The 21,346-nt window shown below is 63.0% G+C and carries 19 protein-coding genes and 2 pseudogenes; 17 read left to right on the top strand and 4 right to left on the bottom strand.

Translation table 11 applies throughout. The features are described from left to right. Positions 1–250: 250 nt before the first annotated feature. The 17 genes and pseudogenes from HZY77_RS00710 (at position 251) to HZY77_RS00630 (ending at position 17,493) form a co-directional block, all read left to right on the top strand. Positions 251–1,933, top strand: coding sequence for a tannase/feruloyl esterase family alpha/beta hydrolase (locus HZY77_RS00710; RefSeq protein ID WP_296817817.1), 1,683 nt, complete (start codon positions 251–253; stop codon positions 1,931–1,933). A 121-nt stretch (positions 1,934–2,054) separates the two neighbouring features. Continuing rightward, complete coding sequence (gene ilvA / locus HZY77_RS00705) at positions 2,055–3,575, top strand: threonine ammonia-lyase, biosynthetic (protein ID WP_296817815.1); 1,521 nt, start codon at positions 2,055–2,057, stop codon at positions 3,573–3,575. Positions 3,576–3,840: 265 nt separating this feature from the next. Further along, positions 3,841–4,746, top strand: coding sequence for a LysR family transcriptional regulator (locus tag HZY77_RS00700; RefSeq protein WP_296817813.1), 906 nt, complete (start codon positions 3,841–3,843; stop codon positions 4,744–4,746). A 41-nt stretch (positions 4,747–4,787) separates the two neighbouring features. Continuing rightward, positions 4,788–5,030, top strand: coding sequence for an EexN family lipoprotein (locus tag HZY77_RS00695; RefSeq protein ID WP_296661586.1), 243 nt, complete (start codon positions 4,788–4,790; stop codon positions 5,028–5,030). A 290-nt stretch (positions 5,031–5,320) separates the two neighbouring features. Further along, positions 5,321–7,312, top strand: a complete 1,992-nt coding sequence (locus HZY77_RS00690; RefSeq protein ID WP_296817811.1) for a conjugal transfer protein TraG — start codon at positions 5,321–5,323, stop codon at positions 7,310–7,312. Beyond that, positions 7,309–7,797 carry a CopG family transcriptional regulator gene (locus tag HZY77_RS00685; RefSeq protein ID WP_296767740.1) on the top strand — a complete coding sequence of 163 codons (489 nt, stop codon included), beginning with the start codon at positions 7,309–7,311 and terminating at the stop codon, positions 7,795–7,797. Before HZY77_RS00690 ends, HZY77_RS00685 begins: the two co-directional genes overlap by 4 nt. Next, on the top strand, positions 7,794–8,810 hold the full coding sequence (trbB, locus tag HZY77_RS00680) for a P-type conjugative transfer ATPase TrbB (protein ID WP_324778807.1): 1,017 nt from the start codon (positions 7,794–7,796) through the stop codon (positions 8,808–8,810). Before HZY77_RS00685 ends, trbB begins: the two co-directional genes overlap by 4 nt. Then, positions 8,807–9,138, top strand: a pseudogene (locus tag HZY77_RS00675) (TrbC/VirB2 family protein). Before trbB ends, HZY77_RS00675 begins: the two are co-directional and overlap by 4 nt. An 11-nt stretch (positions 9,139–9,149) precedes the next feature. Next, positions 9,150–9,434, top strand: a complete 285-nt coding sequence (locus HZY77_RS00670) for a VirB3 family type IV secretion system protein (RefSeq protein WP_296657476.1) — start codon at positions 9,150–9,152, stop codon at positions 9,432–9,434. Positions 9,435–9,444: 10 nt separating this feature from the next. Then, complete coding sequence (gene trbE, locus HZY77_RS00665) at positions 9,445–11,883, top strand: conjugal transfer protein TrbE (RefSeq protein WP_296817809.1); 2,439 nt, start codon at positions 9,445–9,447, stop codon at positions 11,881–11,883. A gap of 33 nt (positions 11,884–11,916) precedes the next feature. Continuing rightward, a complete protein-coding gene (gene trbJ / locus HZY77_RS00660; RefSeq protein WP_296817806.1) occupies positions 11,917–12,606 on the top strand; it encodes a P-type conjugative transfer protein TrbJ in 690 nt (229 codons plus the stop codon). Positions 12,607–12,615: 9 nt separating this feature from the next. Then, complete coding sequence (locus HZY77_RS00655) at positions 12,616–12,879, top strand: EexN family lipoprotein (protein ID WP_296657458.1); 264 nt, start codon at positions 12,616–12,618, stop codon at positions 12,877–12,879. A gap of 3 nt (positions 12,880–12,882) precedes the next feature. Beyond that, on the top strand, positions 12,883–14,244 hold the full coding sequence (trbL, locus tag HZY77_RS00650) for a P-type conjugative transfer protein TrbL (protein WP_296817804.1): 1,362 nt from the start codon (positions 12,883–12,885) through the stop codon (positions 14,242–14,244). Positions 14,245–14,270: 26 nt separating this feature from the next. Next, positions 14,271–14,978, top strand: a complete 708-nt coding sequence (trbF, locus tag HZY77_RS00645; RefSeq protein ID WP_296817802.1) for a conjugal transfer protein TrbF — start codon at positions 14,271–14,273, stop codon at positions 14,976–14,978. Positions 14,979–14,987: 9 nt separating this feature from the next. Next, positions 14,988–15,992, top strand: a pseudogene (gene trbG / locus HZY77_RS00640) (P-type conjugative transfer protein TrbG). Between the two features lie 2 nt (positions 15,993–15,994). Next, positions 15,995–17,269, top strand: coding sequence for a TrbI/VirB10 family protein (locus HZY77_RS00635; protein ID WP_296817800.1), 1,275 nt, complete (start codon positions 15,995–15,997; stop codon positions 17,267–17,269). Continuing rightward, complete coding sequence (locus HZY77_RS00630) at positions 17,266–17,493, top strand: DUF2274 domain-containing protein (RefSeq protein ID WP_296657440.1); 228 nt, start codon at positions 17,266–17,268, stop codon at positions 17,491–17,493. The genes HZY77_RS00635 and HZY77_RS00630 overlap by 4 nt, the downstream gene beginning before the upstream one ends. Positions 17,494–17,851: 358 nt before the next feature. Here the strand turns inward: HZY77_RS00630 and HZY77_RS00625 are convergent, their stop codons facing one another. The 4 genes from HZY77_RS00625 to HZY77_RS00610 form a co-directional block, all read right to left on the bottom strand. Next, positions 17,852–18,334, bottom strand: a complete 483-nt coding sequence (locus HZY77_RS00625; protein ID WP_296657435.1) for a YHS domain-containing protein — start codon at positions 18,332–18,334, stop codon at positions 17,852–17,854. Next, complete coding sequence (locus HZY77_RS00620; protein ID WP_296817798.1) at positions 18,318–20,447, bottom strand: copper-translocating P-type ATPase; 2,130 nt, start codon at positions 20,445–20,447, stop codon at positions 18,318–18,320. Before HZY77_RS00620 ends, HZY77_RS00625 begins: the two co-directional genes overlap by 17 nt. A gap of 58 nt (positions 20,448–20,505) precedes the next feature. Then, positions 20,506–20,889 carry a hypothetical protein gene (locus HZY77_RS00615; protein ID WP_296817796.1) on the bottom strand — a complete coding sequence of 128 codons (384 nt, stop codon included), beginning with the start codon at positions 20,887–20,889 and terminating at the stop codon, positions 20,506–20,508. A gap of 95 nt (positions 20,890–20,984) precedes the next feature. Then, positions 20,985–21,266, bottom strand: a complete 282-nt coding sequence (locus HZY77_RS00610; RefSeq protein ID WP_296817794.1) for a hypothetical protein — start codon at positions 21,264–21,266, stop codon at positions 20,985–20,987. Positions 21,267–21,346 lie beyond the last annotated feature (80 nt).

Genomic DNA, 21,346 nt, shown 5'->3' with positions numbered 1-21,346 from the left:
TGTTTAGCTTTGTTCTTCTCCCCGTCTGGGCGTGGCGGCGGCTGGCCGGGAGCTCGCGTTTCGGTCGACGGTTTCATGCCCGCGACTCGACCTGGGATCGGCAAGCGATCTCGCGCGTTCTTCCAGCCAATACACAAACGGGGAAAGACCGTCGCCATGGGAACGCAACGTCAAACGTCCAGCCCTTTTCGGTTCGATGCGACGCGCGAGGCGTGAGTCATCCGATGGCACCGGGCGCGCAAACACATAAATGAAAATGGGGAAAAACGGCATGTTTAGCAGTATCACAAAACGACCGACGCGTTGGTCACTAGCACCGTGGACGGCTATCGTTCTCAATCTGGCCGCACATTGCATGCCAGCGACGGCAGGCGAATCGCCAACAGCGCGCTGCGCAAAGCTGCGTCAGGCCGCTATACCCGACACACGAATCGAGCTCGCTCATACCTTGCCGTCCCGCACCCGTTTTACAAACGTGGATGGAAGCATCACTACGACCCAGGTGTCCTTATGCCGTGTTGTGGCGACAGTATCGACTGAGCCAAAGCAGAAACTCGGCATCGAAGTGTGGATGCCACTGGACTGGAACGGTCGTTTGCTTGGGGCCGGCAAGAGCGGATTCGGCGGCTTTATCGACTACCGTGCATTAACAACAGGGACAGGGCGCGGCTTTGCCACGGTAAGTGGAGACACGGGATATAAAGGGAGTGGATCTGGAGAGCCGGGAAAGCGCCTCGATTGGGCTGCCGATCCAACCTCTCTGAGCAACTGGGCCCATCTCTCCGTTCATTCGATGACAGTCGCAGCCAAGGCAATCATGAATGCCTACTACGGCCGTGGCCCGGAGTACTCCTACTTCAGCGGTTGCGGCGGCGTCGAAGCGATGCAGGAGGTCCAGAACTTTTCGTCAGATTACGACGGGGTCGACGCTCGGTCGCCTGGCATTTACTACGGCCAATTGATGGAGAGCTTTTTGTGGGGCGCCATGCTTCCCGCGCGTCAACCTGATGCCCGGTTGACGAAGGATGCGCTTGCCCTGCTCAATCGCGCGGCATTGAGAAGTTGCGGTGGAACACCAGGACTCGAGAACGGCTTTCTCGACGATCCTTCTCAATGTCATTTCGATCCAGCTCAATTGCAATGCAAGGGTAGGGACGACGGCAGCGGGTGCCTGAGCGCAAAACAGGTGGAGGAGGCCAAGCGGCTCTATTCCNCCGTTCGAAACTCCGTGACCGGGGAGGTGATCTACCCAGGTTTTGCGCCTGGTAGCGAAAGCGGCTGGGAGGCGATTCAAAGCCATCTCGCGGTCTACTACGCTCAACCTTTGCTGGCCAGCGCGGTGTTCGGAAATCCGGAGTGGGACTGGACGACGTTCGACTTTGGCGCGGACGCGTCGCGGGTCGATAAAGGCCTCTCGTCAATCGTCAATGCTACGAACCCCGATATCTCAGCTTTCACCGCACGTGGCGGAAAGCTGATCATAACGCAGGGATGGGCCGATGCCACGAATGCCCCGACCCGCCCGATCGACTATTTCAATGCCGTCGCGGCGCGTAAAGGTGGCGTAGCCAAGGCCCAGCAGTCTCTGCTTTTAGTCATGGTGCCCGGCATGGGGCATTGCGGCTTCGGACCAGGACCAACAACGCTGGGCGGCTCCTCCCCTCCCACACAATATAGCCCTGACCGCGACGTGATCAGTGCCCTGCAGGCCTGGGTCGAGCACGGCAAGAGGCCCACGCACTTCGTCGCCACAAAATATGCCGATGACAGGCCGGAGGCAGGTGTCCGCTTCGAACGCCCGGCGTGCGTTTATCCAGCGTCTCTGCACTATAACGGCGCGGGAGACCGACGTCTCGCCAGCAGTTTCGAGTGTGTTCCGCCAGCTGAGCAGGTCAGAACATCGACGAACTTATCTCCCGTTCCTGGTGGCTGAACAGAACCAATGTGTTGGGAGCAGCGCGAGCACGTCGTCCTCAAACGTACGCAAGGAAAACACCGTGAATCTATGTCTAGTTCCAATTGATTCGCCAGTTCGACCAGAACTGGAACAACCATTGAGCCAGAACGACTACGTAAAGAAGATCCTCACGGCACGGGTCTACGACGTCGCTGTCGAGACCAGCCTCGACTCAGCGCGCAATCTCTCGGCGCGCGTCGGCAATTCCGTGTTGCTCAAGCGCGAGGACAACCAGCCTGTCTTCTCTTTCAAGCTTCGAGGGGCGTACAACAAGATGGTGCACATGCCGCTGGACGTGCTAGCGCGCGGAGTCATCACCGCCTCGGCGGGGAATCATGCCCAAGGGGTCGCCTATGCGGCAGCCCGCCTCAACGTCGCTGCCACTATCGTCGTGCCGGTCACGACTCCACGCGTCAAAATCGATGCTGTGCGGCTGCACGGAGGGCCGACGGTCGAGATCATCCAAGCTGGGGAGTCATACAGCGACGCCTATGCGTACGCGGCGAAACTGCAAGAGCGGCGTGGATTAACCTTTGTTCATCCTTTCGATGATCCAGAGGTGATCGCTGGGCAGGGTACGGTGGCCATGGAAATTCTCCGACAGCACCAAGGGCCGATTCACACGATCTTCGTACCGATCGGCGGCGGGGGACTGGCAGCGGGCGTGGCGACCTACGTANAAGCCGTGCGCCCCGGAATCAAAGTGATCGGCGTACAGACCGTTGATTCCAGCGCTATGGCGCGTTCGATGGCTACCGGGCATCGTGTAGCATTGACGGAAGTCGGCCTGTTCTCGGACAGCACGGCGGTCAAGCTAGTCGGAGCAGAAACGTACCGTTTGTGCACGGCCTATCTCGATGAAGTGATCACTGTCGATACCGACGCGCTGTGTGCGGCGATCAAAGACGTGTTCCTAGACACGCGCAGCGTGCTTGAGCCTGCGGGCGCGCTAAGCGTGGCCGGCATGAAGCGATACGCGGAGCGTGAGGGCCTTGTGGGAGAGACACTCATTGCGATTACCTCCGGCGCCAACATGAACTTCGATCGCTTGCGCTTCGTCGCCGAACGCGCGGAGGTCGGGGAAGAGCGCGAGGCACTGTTCGCAGTGACGATACCAGAGGCGCGCGGTAGCTTCAGACACATGTGCGAACTAATCGGCGCGCGCAACGTAACCGAGTTCAATTACCGTATCGCCGATGAATCTACCGCTCATGTTTTCGTTGGTGTGCAGATTTCCCAGCGCGGCGAATCGGCCGAGATCGCCCGGACGTTTAGAGAACATGGTTTCGCGGCCATCGATCTAACCGGCGACGAACTTGCCAAGCTGCATGTACGCTACATGATCGGTGGCCGTTCACCGCTTGCGGAGAATGAGCGCCTGTTTCGCNTTGAGTTTCCGGAGCGGCCGGGCGCGCTGATGAAGTTCCTTTCGACATTGGCGACAAACTGGAACATCAGCTTGTTCCACTACCGACACCATGGTGCCGATTCCGGCTCGATCCTGGTCGGCTTGCAGGTGCCGCAAACCGACCAAGCGGAATTTGGCCATTTTCTCGGGGCGCTCGGCTACCCATTATTGGAGGAGAGCCAGAATACGGTGTACCGTTTGTTCCTTTAAGGAGACACTGATCTATGCACACGGGTGTGGTTTGGATAAGGAAAGATTCAGGCCATCAGACCGAGTGAAACCGACACGTAGGTCCCTGCGCTTCAGCCGCAATTGTCCCAAGCCATTGAATGCATTGCCACAATGCGATTTTTAAATCAGTGTTTCCCCGAGCGCCAGGGATGAGCAAATCATGGGCGCTTGGAAGACAATCCCTAGTCCCACCATCGATGGCATTCAGCCGTTTGCCTTGATGTAGCTGGAACGGATCCTAGCCTTGGAGCTGCGACACCTCCGCTATTTTGTTGCCGTGGCCGAAGAACTCCACTTCGCCCGCGCGGCCGAACGTCTGCACATCGAGCAGTCGCCGCTCTCGCGCGCTATCAAGGAACTGGAACACGCCCTGAGCGCTCAGTTGTTCGAGCGTACCACACGCAGCACCCGCCTGACTTGGGCTGGGCAGGTTNTTCTGGAGGATGTCCGGCGCGTCTTCATAACAATTGATCAAGCCAAGGCGAGCGTCAAAGCGGCCGCCACCGGCTATCGCGGCATTCTGCGTATCGCGCTGTCTGATAACGTCGCTCAGCCACGGCTTGCCGCAGTACTAGCCCAATGCCGGGAAGAAGAACCGGAGGTGGAAATCCGCCTGTTTGAAAAACCGCTCTCGCAGCAGGTGAAGGGCTTGCGCAGTGGTTTGTACGACGCGGGTTTCGCGCAGTTCGACGATGTGGGTCAAGGCATCATCGCCGAGCCGGTATGGAGCGACGCGCTCGTCGTCGCCGTTCCCGCACGTCATCCGCTGCTGGCGCACAAACGCATCCCACTGGAAGAAGTGTTGCGATATCCCCTGGTGCTGTGCCAGCCGGAAAGCTGCGAAGGCTACTGCCGGCAAATCGAGGGCGTATTGCGTGCCGCGAATACGCAACCCATCGTGGCGGAGCATGTTGCCACCCTCGATTTGATGATAACACTGGTGGCTGCGGGCTACGGCCTGGGCTTGGCCAGCGCCTCGCACCTCCCCGTATGCCGCCACCAGGAAGTCGTCGCGCGCCCATTGGCCGGGCGCTCGCCGAGGCTGACCACTTACTTGCTGCGGCCCGACGTGGATCCATCCGACCAGTTGAGTCGTTTTATCGACCGAGCCAATCCGGCCAAACCACTGGCACGCGACAACCCAACATGACGCGCCGGGTTTCATCGTGCCAAAGCCTGGGAGGACAAAAGATGAAGCACATAATAATTATTACAGCCGCCGCACTCACCGCATGCGGGCAGCCCGTCCCCACGGATACCGCCGAATCGCTGGTCGCCAATCCGGAACGGCTCAAGGAGGTGCGGCGTCTGTGCAAGGAGGACCACTCAAAGATGGGCGATGCCACTTGCAACGCCGCGGCCGAGGCCTTCCGCCGACGTTTCATGGGTGACGGCAAAGGCAAGTACACACCGCAGCCAGCTCCGCAAGACTGACCCGCGATCGCGCCGCCGCATCCCGTCTCGATCGGAAGAATCCGATAGAGACGAGTTCGTGCGCCTGCTCGTTGGCATCCGAATGTATTTTTCCGGAGGACCGCCATACACGCCGAAACGCGCTGCCCTTTGCCACTGACCCATCGATTTCTACGGTGCATGAAATCTTGTTTTCTCCGTCTCCGCTATTCCGATAACGGTCTTTGACCGGCACTGATTCGACACCCAATCTGACGCATGCGGCACGTGCTTGTCCGCGTCTTGTTTGGAGTGCGCTTCAGGAGGTCGTGATGCAGGGAACCAGTGTGCTGTTCGGTCAGATCCTGGCGGTGTTCGGGATCGTGATCGCGGGAACCTGGGGTGCCACCCAGTGGACCGCCGCGCAACTGGGCTACCAGCTACGCCTTGGTGCGCCGTGGTTCGACCTGCTGGGAACGCCCGTCTATCACCCATGGCGGCTGTTCGAATGGTGGTACTTCTTCGACGCCTATGCGCCCGACATTTTCCTGCGCGGCGGTGCCATCGCGGCGTGCAGCGGCTTCGCCGGCGCCATTGCGGCCATCGCCATGTCGGTGTGGCGCGCACGGCAATCANAGCTGGTCACGACCTACGGTTCGGCACGCTGGGCACTCCCCGCTGAAATCCAGCGTTCCGGCCTGACCGAACCCGTCGGGGTTTTCCTCGGCCGCAAGGACGGCGACTACCTTCGCCATGAAGGCCCCGAGCATGTGATGGCCTTCGCGCCCACCCGCTCCGGCAAGGGTGTAGGCCTGGTCATCCCCACCCTGCTCTCCTGGCCCGGCTCTACCGTCATCCACGACATCAAGGGCGAAAACTGGAACTTGACCGCCGGCTGGCGCTCGCGCTTCTCGCACTGCCTGCTGTTCAACCCGACCGATGCGAAATCGGCCGCCTACAACCCGCTGCTCGAAGTGCGGCGCGGCATGCACGAAGTACGCGACGTGCAGAACATCGCCGACATCCTGGTCGACCCAGAAGGTGCGCTTGAGCGGCGCAACCACTGGGAGAAAACCTCGCATGCCCTGCTGGTCGGCGCGATCCTGCATGTGCTCTACGCCAGCGAGGACAAGACGCTGCGCGGCGTCGCCAACTTCCTGTCCGATCCGGCCTCACCCTTCGAGCTGACGCTGCATCGGATGATGACCACAACCCATCTCGGCGATGCACCGCATCCCGTGGTCGCATCAGCCGCACGCGAGGTGCTCAACAAGAGCGACAACGAACGCTCGGGCGTGCTGTCCACTGCGATGAGTTTCCTCGGCCTGTACCGCGATCCCACGGTAGCCGAAGTGACCTCACGCTGCGACTGGCGTATCGCCGACCTGATCGATGCCGATCATCCGGTGTCGCTGTACCTGGTGGTGCCACCCTCGGACATCAGCCGCACCAAGCCGTTGATCCGGCTGATCCTCAACCAGATCGGACGGCGCCTCACCGAATCGCTCGACGGCAGCGATGGCATCGCCCGCCGCCACACGTTGCTGCTGATGCTGGACGAGTTTCCTGCGCTGGGTCGGCTGGATTTCTTCGAGTCGGCGCTGGCCTTCATGGCGGGCTACGGCCTGCGCGCCTTCCTGATCGCGCAGTCGCTCAACCAGATCGACAAGGCCTACGGGCAGAACCATTCTATCCTCGACAACTGCCACGTACGCATCACGTTCGCCACCAACGACGAACGCACCGCCAAGCGCATTTCGGAAGCCTTGGGCACCGCCACCGAACTGCGTGCACAGCGCAACTACGCGGGCCACCGGCTGGCACCGTGGCTCGGTCACCTGATGGTATCGCGGCAGGAAACCGCACGGCCGCTGCTCACGCCCGGCGAAGTCATGCAGTTGCCGCCCGATGACGAGGTGGTGATGGTGTCCGGCCATCCCNCGATCAAGGCCCAGAAAATTCGCTACTACCTGGATGCGAATTTCAAGACGCGCATCCAGGCGCCACCCCAACTTGCGCTGGGTCACTATGCCGATGGTCCGGCGCCACGGTCCGACGACTGGAGCGGACGGGCTATCCCCGACGCACCGATTCCTGGTCTGATCNTTCCCGCACACGGTGAGGCCATCGACGACGGTGGTCACCAGCAGCAGCCGGAACTGGCCGAAGTCTCGGTCACACCGGAGCCCGAACACGCGGCAGACGATCTGATTCTCCTCGATGACGACGACCTGCCGCTGCCCTTGCCCGCCCAGCTCGATCCGCGCCTGCAACGTACGGCGCGGCTGGCGGCGCTGGATCCTGACGACGGGATCGCGCTATGAGCCGCACCCGCCTGAACCTCTTCATCGAACCCGAGCACGCCAGGCGGCTCGACGAACTGGCGACCATGAAGGGCTTGTCCAAGTCATCGATCGTCGCCGCCGCGCTGGCTTCGTTCCTGTCACCGGATTCCGGCGACCAGCGCGAGGCCGCCATCGCCAAACGGCTGGACCGGCTGTCGCGCCAGCTGGACAAACTGGAACGCGACCAGAACATCCTGATCGAGACGCTGGCGCTGTATGTACGCTACTTCCTCATTGTCAGCACGCCGGTGCCGGAAGCGCATCAGGAAGCGGCACGCGCCCAGGGCCGTGCGCGCTTCGAGCAGTTCATCGAACAGCTCGGCCGGCACCTGCTGCGCGGACGCAGCCTGGTCAAGGATGTGGTCGAGGAAATCCAGCCCGATCAGAGCCAGCTCTTCACCCACGACAAAACCAACCCGAGCGAAGCGCCTGCCGACGACGAATCAGGAGCAGTCCCATCATGAGCTGCGTACTGCGTGATCATGACGTGTCGGTCTCGCTGGCGCAGGAGCGTCGCGTGCGCATGCTGCGCACGGCCATGGGGCCAGACATCGCCAGGGCTTTGGATGACCCCGACGTAGTGGAGGTCATGCTGAACCCGGACGGTTTGCTGTGGGTGGACCGGCTGGGCAGCGGCCGCGAACCGCTGGGCATCCGCCTCACCCCGACCGATGGCGAACGCATCATCCGCCTGGTCGCAGCGCATGTGTGCGCCGAAGTGCATGCGGGCAAGCCGCTGCTGTCAGCCGAGTTGCCGGAGACGGGCGAACGTTTCGAGGGTGCGCTGCCACCGGTGACGCCGGGGCCGGTCTTCGCGATGCGTAAGCGCGCGGTCGGCCTGATCCGGCTCGACGCCTACGTGGCCGACGGCATCCTGACAAACGTTCAGGCCGCATTCCTGCGCACCGCGGTGCGCGAACGCCAGAACATCCTGATCACAGGCGGCACCAGCACCGGAAAGACGACGCTGGCGAACGCCCTGCTCGACGAAATCGCCGCCATCGGTGACCGCGTGATCGTGCTGGAGGACACGGTGGAGCTGCAATGCACGGCACGCGACCACGTCCCGCTGCGCACCCGCGCGGGTGTCGTGACCATGGCCGAGCTGGTGCGCTCGACGCTGCGGCTGCGCCCGGACCGCATCGTCGTCGGTGAAGTGCGCGGCGCCGAAGCGCTGGACCTGCTCAAGGCATGGGGCACCGGCCATCCAGGCGGCATCGCCACCGTCCATGCCGGTTCCACCGCAGGCGCGCTGCTGCGGCTGGAACAGCTGATTCTCGAAGTCGCGGTGACGCCACCGCGTGCGCTGATCGCGGAAGCGGTCAACGTCATCGTCTACATCGCCGGACGCGGCCATGCACGCCGCGTGCAGGAAATCGCCTGTGTCACCGGCTTCGACAGTCACGGCTACCAGCTCAGTAGCGAGCTGATGCCGTTCTTCCCATCCCTTTCCTCAACCCCTGGAGAACCGTCATGACGACTTCACGTATTTCCGTAAAACCTGCCTTGCAGTTCGTAGCCCTCGCCGCATTGTTGCTGGCCATCGCCATTCCGCACACGCCGCAGGCTCGAACATGCCATGGGAAGCGCCGTTGCAATCCCTGCTGGACTCGATCCAGGGGCCGGTGGCCAGGATCATCGCGGTGATCATCATCATTACCACCGGCTTGACGCTGGCGTTCGGCGACACCAGCGGAGGCTTTCGCAAGCTGGTGCAGATCGTGTTCGGCCTGTCGATCGCGTTCGCCGCATCGTCGTTCTTCCTGACCTTCTTCAGCTTCACGGGTGGAGCGGTGATCGCATGAACGCGGCTGGCATGAATGCGCCAACCACTAATACAGCGAGCTTCGCGAATGGCTTCGAGATTCCGCTGCATCGCTCGCTGACCGAACCGATTCTGCTGGGTGGCGCGCCGCGCACCGTGGCGATTGCCAACGGCACGCTGGCCGCGGCCGTTGGGCTCGGGCTGCAACTCTGGTTGCCCGGCATGGTGCTGTGGATCGTCGGGCACTCGCTGGCCGTGTGGGGCGCGCGAGTGGATGCGCAGTTCATGGCGGTCTTCGCTCGGCACATCAAGCACCGGCAGTTGCTGGACGTGTGAGGACGACCCCATGATGCACCTCGCCGAATACCGCAAGCGCCCCGCGTTACTGGCCGACTGGCTGCCCTGGGCCGGACTGGTCGCGCCCGGCGTCGTGTTGAACAAGGATGGTTCGTTTCAGCGCACGGCACGCTTTCGCGGGCCGGATCTGGACAGCGCGACACAGGGCGAACTGGTCGCGACCTCGGCGCGGCTGAACAATGCGCTGCGCCGGCTTGGTTCGGGCTGGGCACTGTTCGTCGAGGCCGATCGGCGCGAAGCGGCGGACTATCCGGATTCCACGTTCCCCGAGCCACTGTCCTGGCTGGTCGATGAAGAGCGCCGCGCCGCGTTCGAGGAGGCCGATAGCCACTTCGAGAGCGCGTACCACCTGACGCTGCTGTACCTGCCACCCGAGGAATCGACGGCCCGCGCCGCGAAGCTGCTGTACGAGAACAGCAAGGTCGAAGGCGTGGATTGGCGCGAGCGGCTGGAGGGCTTCGTGTCGGAGACCGAACGCGTCTTCGGCCTGCTTGAAGGGGTGATGCCGGAGATCGCCTGGCTCGACGATGGTCAGACCCTGACCTACCTGCATGCCTGCGTATCCACCCGTCGGCATCCGGTGGCGGTGCCCGAGGTGCCGATGCACCTTGATGCGCTGCTGGCCGATGAGCCATTGACGGGTGGCCTCGCACCGATGCTCGGGAGCCAACATCTGCGCGTGGTGTCAGTGCGTGGCTTCCCGACCTCGACCTGGCCGGGTCTGCTCGACGACCTCAACCGCTTGGGCTTTGCCTACCGCTGGAGCACACGCTTTNTGTGCCTCGACAAGGCCGAGGCCGAGCGCGAGTTGGGACGCTTGCGCCGCCAGTGGTTCGCCAAGCGCAAGAACATCATGGCGCTGCTGCGCGAGACCATCTTTCAGCAGGAGAGCCAGCTGGTCGATTCCGATGCGTCGAACAAGGCGTCCGATGCCGATGCCGCTTTGCAGGAACTGGGCAGCGATCAGGTTTCGTTCGGCTACGTCACGGCCACCGTCACCGTGCTCGACTCCGACGCGACCGCTGCCGACGAGAAGCTGCGCGCGGTGGAGCGAACCATTCAGGGCCGTGGCTTCGTGACGATCCCCGAGACCTTGAATGCGGTCGATGCCTGGCTGTCATCGATTCCGGGACACGCCTATGCCAACGTGCGCCAGCCCATCGTCTCGACCCTGAACCTCGCGCACATGATGCCGGTCTCCGCCGTGTGGGCCGGGCAGGAGCGTAATGCGCACCTCGACGGCCCGCCGCTGATCGTGACGCGCACCGATGGCGCGACGCCGTTCCGGCTGGTCACGCACATCGGCGACGTCGGCAACACGCTGGTGGTCGGCCCCATCGGCATGGGCAAATCGGTGTTGCTCGCGACGCTGGCCTTGCAGTTCCGCCGCTATGCCGGATCGCGCATCTTCGCCTTCGACATGGGGCGTTCGATTCGCGCCACCGTGCTGGGGCTCGGCGGCGAGCACTACGACCTGGGCGCGGACGGCGCCATCGCCTTCCAGCCGCTGGCCCGCATCGACCAGGACAGCTACCGGGCGTGGGCGGCCGAGTGGATCCAGGGCCTGTTGATTCACGAAGGCGTGGTTGTCGGGCCGGACGAGAAGGAGTCCGTATGGTCGTCGCTGAACAGTCTCGCCAGCGCGCCGCTCGATCAGCGCACGCTGACCGGATTATCCGTACTGCTGCAATCGAACGCACTGCGCCAAGCGCTGCAACCCTATGTGCTGGGTGGCGCGCACGGCAAGCTACTCGATGCCGATCATGACCGGCTCGGTTTCGCCGACGTGCAAGCGTACGAGATGGAAGAACTGATGCACAGCAAGGCGGCATCGCTGGCGGTACTGCGCTACCTGTTCGCGCGCTTCGAGGAACGCCTCGACGGTGCCCCGACATTGTTGATCCTCGACGAGGCCTGGCTGTTCCTCGACGACNCGGTGTTCGCCGCGCGCATCCGCCAGTGGCTGAAAACGCTGCGCAAGAAGAACGTGTCGGTGATCTTCGCGACGCAGTCGCTGGCGGACATCAAGGATTCCAGCATTGCGCCCGCCATTATCGAGAGCTGCGTGAACCGCATCTTCCTGCCCAATCCGCAGGCGACCGAGCCGCAGATTCGCGTCATCTACGAAGGCTTCGGCCTCAATGCGCGGCAGATCGAGATCGTGGCGCAGGCCCAGCCCAAGCGCGATTACTACTACCAGTCACGACTCGGCAATCGGGTCTTCGATCTGGGGCTCGGGCCGGTGACGCTGGCGTTTGCCGGTGCGGCTAGACCTGAGGACCAGCGCGACATCGACGCCGTTTCCGCGTCGGTGCCGCCTGCGGACTTCGCCGCCGCCTGGCTGCGCCATCGCGGCCTAGCCTGGGCCGCCGACCTGATCCCGTCGTTCCCGTTCGTCCCGTCCGTTCCCAAGGAGAATCCGTCATGAAAAACCCTGCTTGCCATCACCGCCGCCATTCTCATGACCGTGATGCCCGCAGCACAGGCGCAATGGGTGGTGATCGATCCGGCCAATCTCGTGCAGAACATCCTGACCGCCGCCCGTACTCTGCAACAGATCAACAACCAGATCCAGCAGCTGCAGAACGAAGCGCAAATGCTGACCAATCAGGCGAGGAACCTGACCAGTCTCCCCTTCAGCGCGCTCAATCAACTGCAATCTGCGCTGTCCGCGACGAACCAGTTGCTGCAGCAGGCGCAGGGGCTGTCATTGAACCTGACGCAGATGGAGACCCAGTTCGCGCAGCTCTATCCCGCTGCCTACACCGCATCGACCCCGGCAAACCAGATGGCGCTCGACGCCAGCCAGCATTGGCAGAACGCACTGGAGGCACTGCGTACCGCGGCCGAGGTGCAGTCGCAGTCGGTACAGAACTTCGCTTCCGACGAGCAGACCTTGAGCGACCTCGTGAACAACAGCCAGTCGGCGGTGGGCGCCTTGCAGGCCACCCAAGCGACGAACCAGTTACTGGCCCTGCAGGCCCGGCAGGCGATCCAGGCGCAACAACTCCAGCTTACGCAAGACCGCGCCGTCGCCCTCGAACAGGCGCGTCAGGTCGCGGTGCATGCGCGTGCCGCCGAGGTACGCAACCGCTTCCATGGCACCGGCACACCTTATACGCCATCTCCCGTCAACTTCTACGGCAACTGAGGAACTCATATGAAAACCATCCTGACCACCCTCGCCTGCACCCTGCTGCTCGCCGCGTGCAACAAGCCGGCACCGACCGACACCGTTGAATCGCTGCTGGCGAACCCTGCGCGCCTGAAGGAAGTCCACGCGCAGTGCAAGGCCGACCACGACAAGGTGGGGGACGCCCTGTGCAACAAGGCGAGTGAGGCCACGCGGCGGCGCTTCATGGGCAGCGGCACGCCATACACGCCAACGCCACCGGCTGCACCCGCTTCTGCACCGAAAGACTGAGTCATGAACAACCTGTCGGTCATCGACCATTTCCTCGATGTCTTCTCGCACTACATCGACTCGGGTTTCGGCCTGCTGCATGGCGAGGTGGCGTTCCTCACCGCCACGCTGGTGGTGATCGACATGACGCTGGCGGGGCTGTTCTGGGCGATGGGCGGCGAAGACGTGATCGGCAGGCTGATCAAGAAGACGCTCTATGTCGGCGCCTTCGCCTTCATCATCGGCAACTTCAACAATCTGGCAGGCATCCTGTTCAATTCGTTTGCCGGACTCGGGATGGTGGCGTCGGGTTCCACGCTGAGCCAGGCACAGTTTCTGCATCCGGGCCACCTGGCCAAGGTCGGCGTCGATGCGGCGCAACCGATCATGGCGCAGATCAGCAACCTTACCGGCTTCCCCGAGGTGTTCGCGAACCTCGATGTCATCTCGGTGCTGTTTCTCGCCTGGCTGGTGGTGATCGTGAGCTTCTTCGTGCTCGCGGTGCAGCTCTTCGTCACGCTGATCGAATTCAAGCTGACCACACTCGCGGGCTTCGTGCTGGTGCCGTTCGCGTTGTGGAACAAGACCGCGTTCCTCGCCGAACGGGTGCTGGGCAATGTGGTGTCGTCTGGCATCAAGGTACTGGTGCTGGCGGTGATCGTCGGCATCGGCACCGGACTGTTTGCACAGTTTCAGACACCGCCCGGCACCGCGCCCTCGATCGACCTGGCGCTGACCATCATGCTCGCTTCGCTGGCGATGCTGGGACTCGGGATCTTCGGGCCGGGGATTGCGACGGGTCTTGTTTCAGGCGCACCGCAGCTCGGCGCCGGTNGCGGCGGCCGGCACGGCGCTGGGTGCGGCGGGTCTGGCGGTGGCCGGGGTGCGGCTATTGCCACCGGGGGTGCGGCGGTAGCGGCCGGTGCACGCATGGTGCCGGGTGCGACACGCGCCGCCATCGGCGGAGCGGCATCGGCCGGACGTGCAAGCAGCGCGATGGCCAGCGGCGCGAAGTCTGCCTACCAGACGGGTGCTGCGGCTTCCGGGTCGGGTGGTGTTCGTGCCGCAGGGGCTGGCCTCGCCAATGTGGCCAGGAGCGGTGCTGGTGCGGTCGGCCAGCGCGTCGCAGCCGGTGCAAAAGCGGTCAAGGACCGCNGTGGCGAACTTCGTCGCGGAGGCCGCTGCGCCTGCGGCGGCAGACAGTGCTATCGAATCGGCCGATACGGCCGCAGCCAGCCCCCTGCGGCAGAGCCTGCCTGGGCCAGCCGAATGCGGCGCAAACAGCAAGTGAGCCATGCAGCCACCACGGCGGCACACACCCTGCGCTCAGGCGATCACGGCGGCGGCGGCGCCAGCCCGAGCCTGCGCGACGATTCGAACCCTTGAAGATCAACTCTAACGGAGATCAGTCCATGCGATTCAAACGACCGCAGGTGCGCTACTCGGACACGCCCGAGCCCGTCACCNCCTATCAGGCCGCCGCGCAGGTTTGGGACCAGCGCATCGGCAGTGCGCGCGTGCAGGCGAAAAACTGGCGGCTGATGGCCTTCGGCTGCCTGTCGCTCGCCTTGCTGATGGCGGGCGGGCTGGTGTGGCGTTCGGCGCAGTCCATCGTCACGCCCTATGTGGTCGAAGTGGCCACCGGCGGTCAGGTGCGTGCAGTCGGCGAAGCGGCCACGCCGTACAAGCCGAACGACGCGCAGATCGCCTACCACCTGGCGCGCTTCCTCACCGACGTGCGCTCGCTGTCGATCGACCCCATCGTGGTGCGGCAGAACTGGCTCGAAGCCTACACCTACACCACGGATACAGGCGCGGCCACGCTGAACGACTATGCACGCAGCAACGATCCGTTCGCGCGCGTAGGACAGGCCTCGACAGCAGTGGAGATCACCAGCGTGGTGCGCGCCAGCCCGTCGTCGTTCCAGGTGCGCTGGATCGAGCGCACCTATGTGAATGGTTCGCTCTCTGGCACCGAGCGCTGGACGGCTGTGCTGTCCATCGTGCTGCAACCGCCGCGCACCGAAGCGCAGCTGCGCAAGAACCCGCTGGGCATTTATGTCAACGGCCTGTCCTGGAGCCGTGAATACGACGCAACCGAAGGAACCCCACATCCATGAAAACCCNCAATCCGTCATTCCCTATTGCCACTGATCCTGAGTGCCACCCTGGCAACTCTCACCGGCTGCGCCACGCACGGCAAACCGCCGCCGGACATCACGCTGGACGACCCCATCGCGGCGCACGNNCGCTGCCGGAGCCGCCCAAGCCCATCGAGGTGGTCGAAGTACCCAAACCCCTGCCGCTACCCGGGCAGTTGAAACCTTTGGGTAATACGCCCGAGGACAAGCCGGTCGCCGAACNCACCCGACGGGAAGGCCGATGTGGCGCGCGCCAACGACGAAGCGCGCGTGCCACCGAGCCGAGAGGGCTACATCAACGCGATCCAGGTCTGGCCCTACAGCGATGGCGCGCTGTATCAGCTCTATACGAGTCCCGGTCGTGTCACCGTCATCACCTTGCAGCAGGGCGAGGAACTGGTGACCGTTTCGGCCGGCGACACGGTGCGCTGGATCGTGGGCGACACGACCAGCGGCGCAGGTGCCAGTCTGCGCGTGAACATACTCGTGAAGCCCACGCGCGTCGGCTTGAAGACCAATCTGGTCATCACCACCAACCGCCGTACCTACCTGCTCGAACTGTCGTCGACGCCGCAGGCGTGGATGGCCTCCGTCTCGTGGGATTACCCGAAGGACCGCATGCTGGCGTTACAGAAACGGGCGCAGATGGCCCAAGCGGCGGCGCCGGTGGACTCGGGCTTGTCGCTGCAACAGATCAGGTTCCGCTACGCGATCACCGGCGACAGTCCGCCGTGGAAACCGCTGCGTGCGTTCGATGATGGCGAGCGCGTCTATATCCAGTTCCCCGCCGGCATCGCGCAGGGCGAGCTGCCGCCGCTGTTCGTGATCGGGCAGCAGGGCGATGGCCAGCTCGTCAACTACCGCTTCCGTTCTCCCTACTACGTGGTGGATCGGCTGTTCGGTGCGGCTGAGTTGCGGCTGGGCACGGACAAGGCCGCTGTGGTGCGCATCGAGCGCACCGATGGCGTGGTCAGCACGGCGCGGAGTCATTGAACATGAGCACGCCAGCCACGCCACAATCTCCACCCGACGGGACGAATAAGGTCGACCCGGACACCTTGAGTTTGCGCGCGCCGCCGCGTCCGGTCACGCGGCTCAACCGGCGCATGCTGGTCGTGCTCGCGGGAACACTGGGCGCGATCATCCTGGGGGCTACGCTATGGTCCTTGCAACCGCACCAACGTGATCGCAATCACGCCACCGAGCTGTACAACGTGGATCGCGTCGCGCATACCGATCACCTCGACCAGTTGCCAACGGACTATTCCAAGCTGCCGCTCCCACCAAAACTAGCACCTGTATTGGGCGAGCCGTTGCCGGGTGACCTGGGGCCCGCCATCGTGCATGCGCAGCACAATGCCAACACCGGCGGGTACACCCATCCCGCGCAGTCCGGGCACATGGCGCAGCCAGGCGATGCCGAGGAGGCAGCACGCGCTGCCGTGTTCTTTCGGAGCAGCAGTGCGGTGAAGGCATCACCGTCGCCCACTGCGAGTATGGCCATGCCCGAGTCCGTCTCGGGCAATCAGCCGTTCAATCCGATGGCAGCGGTATCCACACAGCCTGCCGATCCGACGGCGGTGCAGAACCAGCAGGCGCATAAACAGGCCTTCGTCGCCAATGAGGGCGACAGTGTCACCGGCAATTCGGCCAGCCTGCACNCGTCCTCCTCGCCCTACCAGGTGATGGCGGGCACCATTATTCCGGCGGCGCTGGTGACGGGGATCAATTCCGACCTGCCGGGGCAGGTCATCGCCAATGTGACGGAAGCGGTCTACGATACGGCTACGGGTCGTTTCCTGCTGATTCCGCAGGGCTCGCGGCTGATCGGCCGCTACGACAGTCAGGTTTCATTCGGTCAGCGGCGCGTGCTGCTAGTGTGGACGCGGCTGATCCTGCCCGATACTTCGTCGATTTCGCTCGACCGATTGCCCGGCATCGACCCGGCGGGCTATGCCGGGCTGGAGGATGGCGTCGATTGGCATTGGGATCGCATCCTTGCAGGTGCGGCGTTGTCCACGCTGCTTGGAGTCGGTGCCGAGCTGGCAGCACCCAGCAACAACGGCGGCACCGGTAGCGTCACCATCGCCGTTCGCCAGAGCGCGCAGGACACCGTGAACCAGGTCGGCCAGGAAGTCACCAAACGCAACGTGAGTATCCAGCCGACGCTCACCATCCGGCCCGGTTTCCCGGTGCGGGTCATGGTGAACAAGGATCTGATCCTGCGGCCGTACCAGCCGCTGTTCTTCCAGAGGGGAGCGTCGCAATGACTGAGTCCACCAGCAAGCTGCTGCGGCTGGGGCCGCTGCCGAAGACCGAGACGGTAAAGATGACCATCATCTTGAGCGTGGTGTTGAAGACAGAGCTGGAGCGCTACGCCGCGCTGCATGCTCAGACCTATGGCGAGCCGGTTGAGGTTGCGACATTGATCCCGCATATGCTTGAAGCGTTCATGTCGCGGGATCGGGGATTCAGGAAGTCCAGGAAGGAGTGATTCACAGCGACACCGCACAGGCACGATCGGGATACGCCCACCTACGCTTGGGTGAGTTTTCGATAGATCCCGGGAAGGTCACCATCACAGTATCGCATTTACATCGGCCGTTGCGACGCAGCCAGCAACTGCCCGGCTGATGGAGAAAACATGTATAGAGCAGATCAAAGTCTGCTGGCTTTCGAGGCGATGCATAGGCCCGGAATGCCTACTGAACCCGGGGTAGTCCACTTCAGCCTTCTGGCTCTAGGGTGGACGGGCCGACTCCTGCCTCCCTGCTTTGACGCAGACAATCTTCGTACCGAGTCTCCCTGCCTACAGTTGGTGTTAGGGCCAAGACGTCGGCACACAACGCAGTCTAGTGATGCCCTCGATGCGGCGTGACTTCCAGATTGCCTGCCTCACATTCCTCAACGTAATGGACAAAGCCGCGCTGCAAACGCTCTGCCCATCCTGTTCCGAGCAGCCCNCCGACTTCTCCGATGCGCGCTTCAATCTGTTCGGCGGTCGCCTGCAACAAGTCATAGGTGATGGAAAGGGTGTCGCCAGTAACTTCCATGGACTGGATGCCCATCATAGCACCCAACTCTTTGGCAAGGATGGCCACCTCCTCATCGGTCAACGGCTGTTCCAGGCGGAAACGCCGTTGCTTGATGACTTCAAGGCCCTTCTGTTTGGGTGCCTGCTTGCCTGGAACACCGATATAAAGATGCGGGTTCGCCTTGAACCGATCCTGACACTGCTGCGAGCAGAAGGCGTAATGGATGCCCAAATGCTCCATGGCAAAGGAATCCCGGCTGACTTGCATACCGCAGACAGGGTCTTCAATGGTGTCGTCCATGCTGTCCTCCTGTGTATCCGTCATGCTCCGCTACGGAAGGGACCATGCCGCCGCGCCCCAGCAGCTTGGCATTGATCGCCACGATGACCGTGCTGGCCGACATGAACACCGCCCCNACTGCCGGGGTCATCAGCAGCCCCCAATAGGCCGCGACCCCGGCTGCAAGCGGGATTGCAAAGGTGTTGTAACCGGTGGCCCAGATCAGGTTCTGGATCATCTTGCCGTAGGTTTTGCGCGAGAGCCCGAGAATCGCCGCGACATCCTGCGGATTGTTGCTCACCAGCACGATGTCGGCCGCCTCGATGGCCACATCGGTGCCCGCGCCGATCGCAACGCCGAGATCCGATTCCACCAGCGCCGGCGCATCGTTCACGCCGTCACCGACCATCGCCACGGTGAGGCCGCGCGCCTTCACTTCGCGGATTTTCAGCGCCTTCTGTTCCGGCAGCACTTCGGCGAAGAAATCGTCCAGGCCCAGCTGCTTCGAAACCGTTTGCGCCACAGCTTGCGAATCGCCGGTGAGCATCATGCATTGGATGCCCATGGCCTTGAGTTGCGCAATGGCGGCTTTCGATTCCGGACGCACCACGTCGGCCAGGCCAAACACGGCGGCGGCAGCGCCGTCTACCAGCAGGAAGATGGTGGTCTTGCCCTCGGCGGCCAATGCCTCCAGCCTGGGATGTGCCACCCGGATGCCTTGTTCCCGCAGATAGCCGGGGCTCACCACTTTCACGTCCCGGCCTTCGACCGTGGCTTGCGCACCCCGGCCCGTCAGGTTGGTGAAATTGTCCGCCTGCGGCCACTCCACCTGACGCTCCTTCGCCATGCGCACGATACCCGTTGCAATGGGGTGCTCCGACTGGTTCTCCAGTGCGGCCGCCAAGCGCAGGCAGGCGGCCTCGTCCAGAGTGCCCAGCGGCACGATGTCGCTTACCCCGAAACGCCCTTCGGTCAAGGTGCCGGTCTTGTCGAACACCACGGCGCCCAGATTGCGGGCCCGCTCGAACGCCGCACGGTCGCGGATAAGCAAGCCGTGGGATGCGGCCATGCTGGTGCTCACCGCGACGACGAGCGGCACGGCGAGTCCAAGAGCATGGGGGCAGGCGATCACCATCACGGTGACGGCGCGTTCCATGGCAAAAGCGAAATCCCGTCCCAGCGCCAGCCACACGAACAGCGTGGCGAAGCCGCCACCGAGGGCGATGGCGGTCAACCACACCGCGGCACGATTGGCCAGGTCCTGAGTACGCGAGCGCGACTCCTGAGCCCGACTCACCATGTCCATCACCTGTGCCAGATAAGTCTGCCCGCCGGTTTTCTTGACTTCTAGGGTAATCGCGCCTTCGCCGTTGACTGAACCGCCGATGGCCTCGGCTCCCTCGCCTTTTTCCACCGGTTTCGATTCCCCGGTGAGCATGGATTCGTCCAGACTGGTCTGGCCAGAAATGATGATGCCGTCGGTCGGCACCCGTTCGCCCGGCTTCACCAAGAGCCTGTCGCCGGGCGTGATGTCGTCGACTGAAACATCCTCTGTGTTTCCATCCGCTTGCAGGCGGTGCGCCTCGGATGGCAGCAGCCGCACCAGCGCCTCGAGTGCGCCGGAAGCCCCNAGTACCGACTTCATCTCGATCCAGTGGCCAAGCAGCATGATGTCGATCAGGGTGGCCAGCTCCCAGTAGAAGCCCATGCCGGACAGGCCGAAGGTGACGGCGCTGGAGTANAAGTACGCGGCACTGATCGCCACCGCGATCAGCGTCATCATGCCGGGCTGGCGCTTCCTGAGTTCTTCTCCGAACCCCTTCAGGAACGGCCATCCNCCATAGAAAAACACGATGCTGGAGAAACCGAACAGAACATAGGCGTCGCCGCGAAAAGCAAGCGGTGCCGCCAAACCGAGCATGCCCCACAGGCCCGGCGACAGGGCCAGGATCGGCAACGTGAGGAGCAGGGAAATCCAGAAGCGCTTTCTGAAATCGGCCACCATGTGGGCGTGGTGGTCATGATGCGCGCCGTGCGCTGCTGGATTGCCGTGCATGCCGGCCGCATGTTCGCCATGCGCAGGATGCGCATGCGCCATGCCAGGTGCATGACGATGATCGGCTTGTCCTTCCATGAAGGCTCCTTCTCATCTACCCAACGGGATAGGCCTCTGCTTAGGCATTCTGTTCATCCTATCTTGCCTGCGTCGCGGCTGCTGCCGGATGCCGCAGGGGGCGGTTGCAGCATGCGCCTCCTTGGGAATGGGCGTTGGCGCGGGCGTTTCCATCCAGAAAGCGATACCACGCCGACTTCAGTCGCCACCAGGAACCGGATGCATGTGAGATGCCGGCCTTGTCGAGCAATGTCTCGATATCCCGAATGTCGAGATGCGAGGCCGCGTAGGAAATCCGTAGATGGCCGCGCCGGTCAATATGTGCATCAAGAATTGGATCGAGCGCGGTAAGCTGACGGACAGCATCCTGCAGTTTCTCCGTGGCAACTGGCACGAGCGGGATTTTTCGAGAGACGTCGAATGGCCCCTTGTCCGCCTGTCCCTTTTCTCGAGTCTCACTCATGTTGTGTTCCCGGCATGCCTACTGACATGGCGCCAAACGAGAATGTCCCGGCACACAGAGAAGGTGCCTGCGTTCCGGTTATCCAAGGCAGCATGTTAATTTGCTCCCATCCATCCATAACCGCGCCAGGCACGCGCCATTTCCTGGCGCTGGCTATCGGTCAGCAGGCCATCGATTTTCTGCTGCATGTCGAGCATCGCATCCATTTGCTGGCGCTGCAGGTCAAACAAGGCCCGCGAAGCGGTGCGAATCGCATTCCAGTCCCGCTTGTCTGCCGTATAGAGTCCATTGAGCCGGGCCTGCGTTTCCCAACCCTGCTGCATGAGGCCGCGATTGCGCGCCTCCGACTCGGTCTGCAGTTGGCCAATCTTCTGCACTTGTTCAGACGTCAGGTCAGGAGGAGCCCAAGGCATCATGGTGTAACTTCCAGCCATGCCAGGCCCCATACCCGCGCCCA

Source organism: Thiobacillus sp. (genome assembly GCF_013693775.1).
Taxonomy (GTDB): domain Bacteria; phylum Pseudomonadota; class Gammaproteobacteria; order Burkholderiales; family Thiobacillaceae; genus Thiobacillus.
Note: the sequence above shows the minus strand (reverse complement) of the source record. Positions and strands in the feature narration are given on the sequence as shown.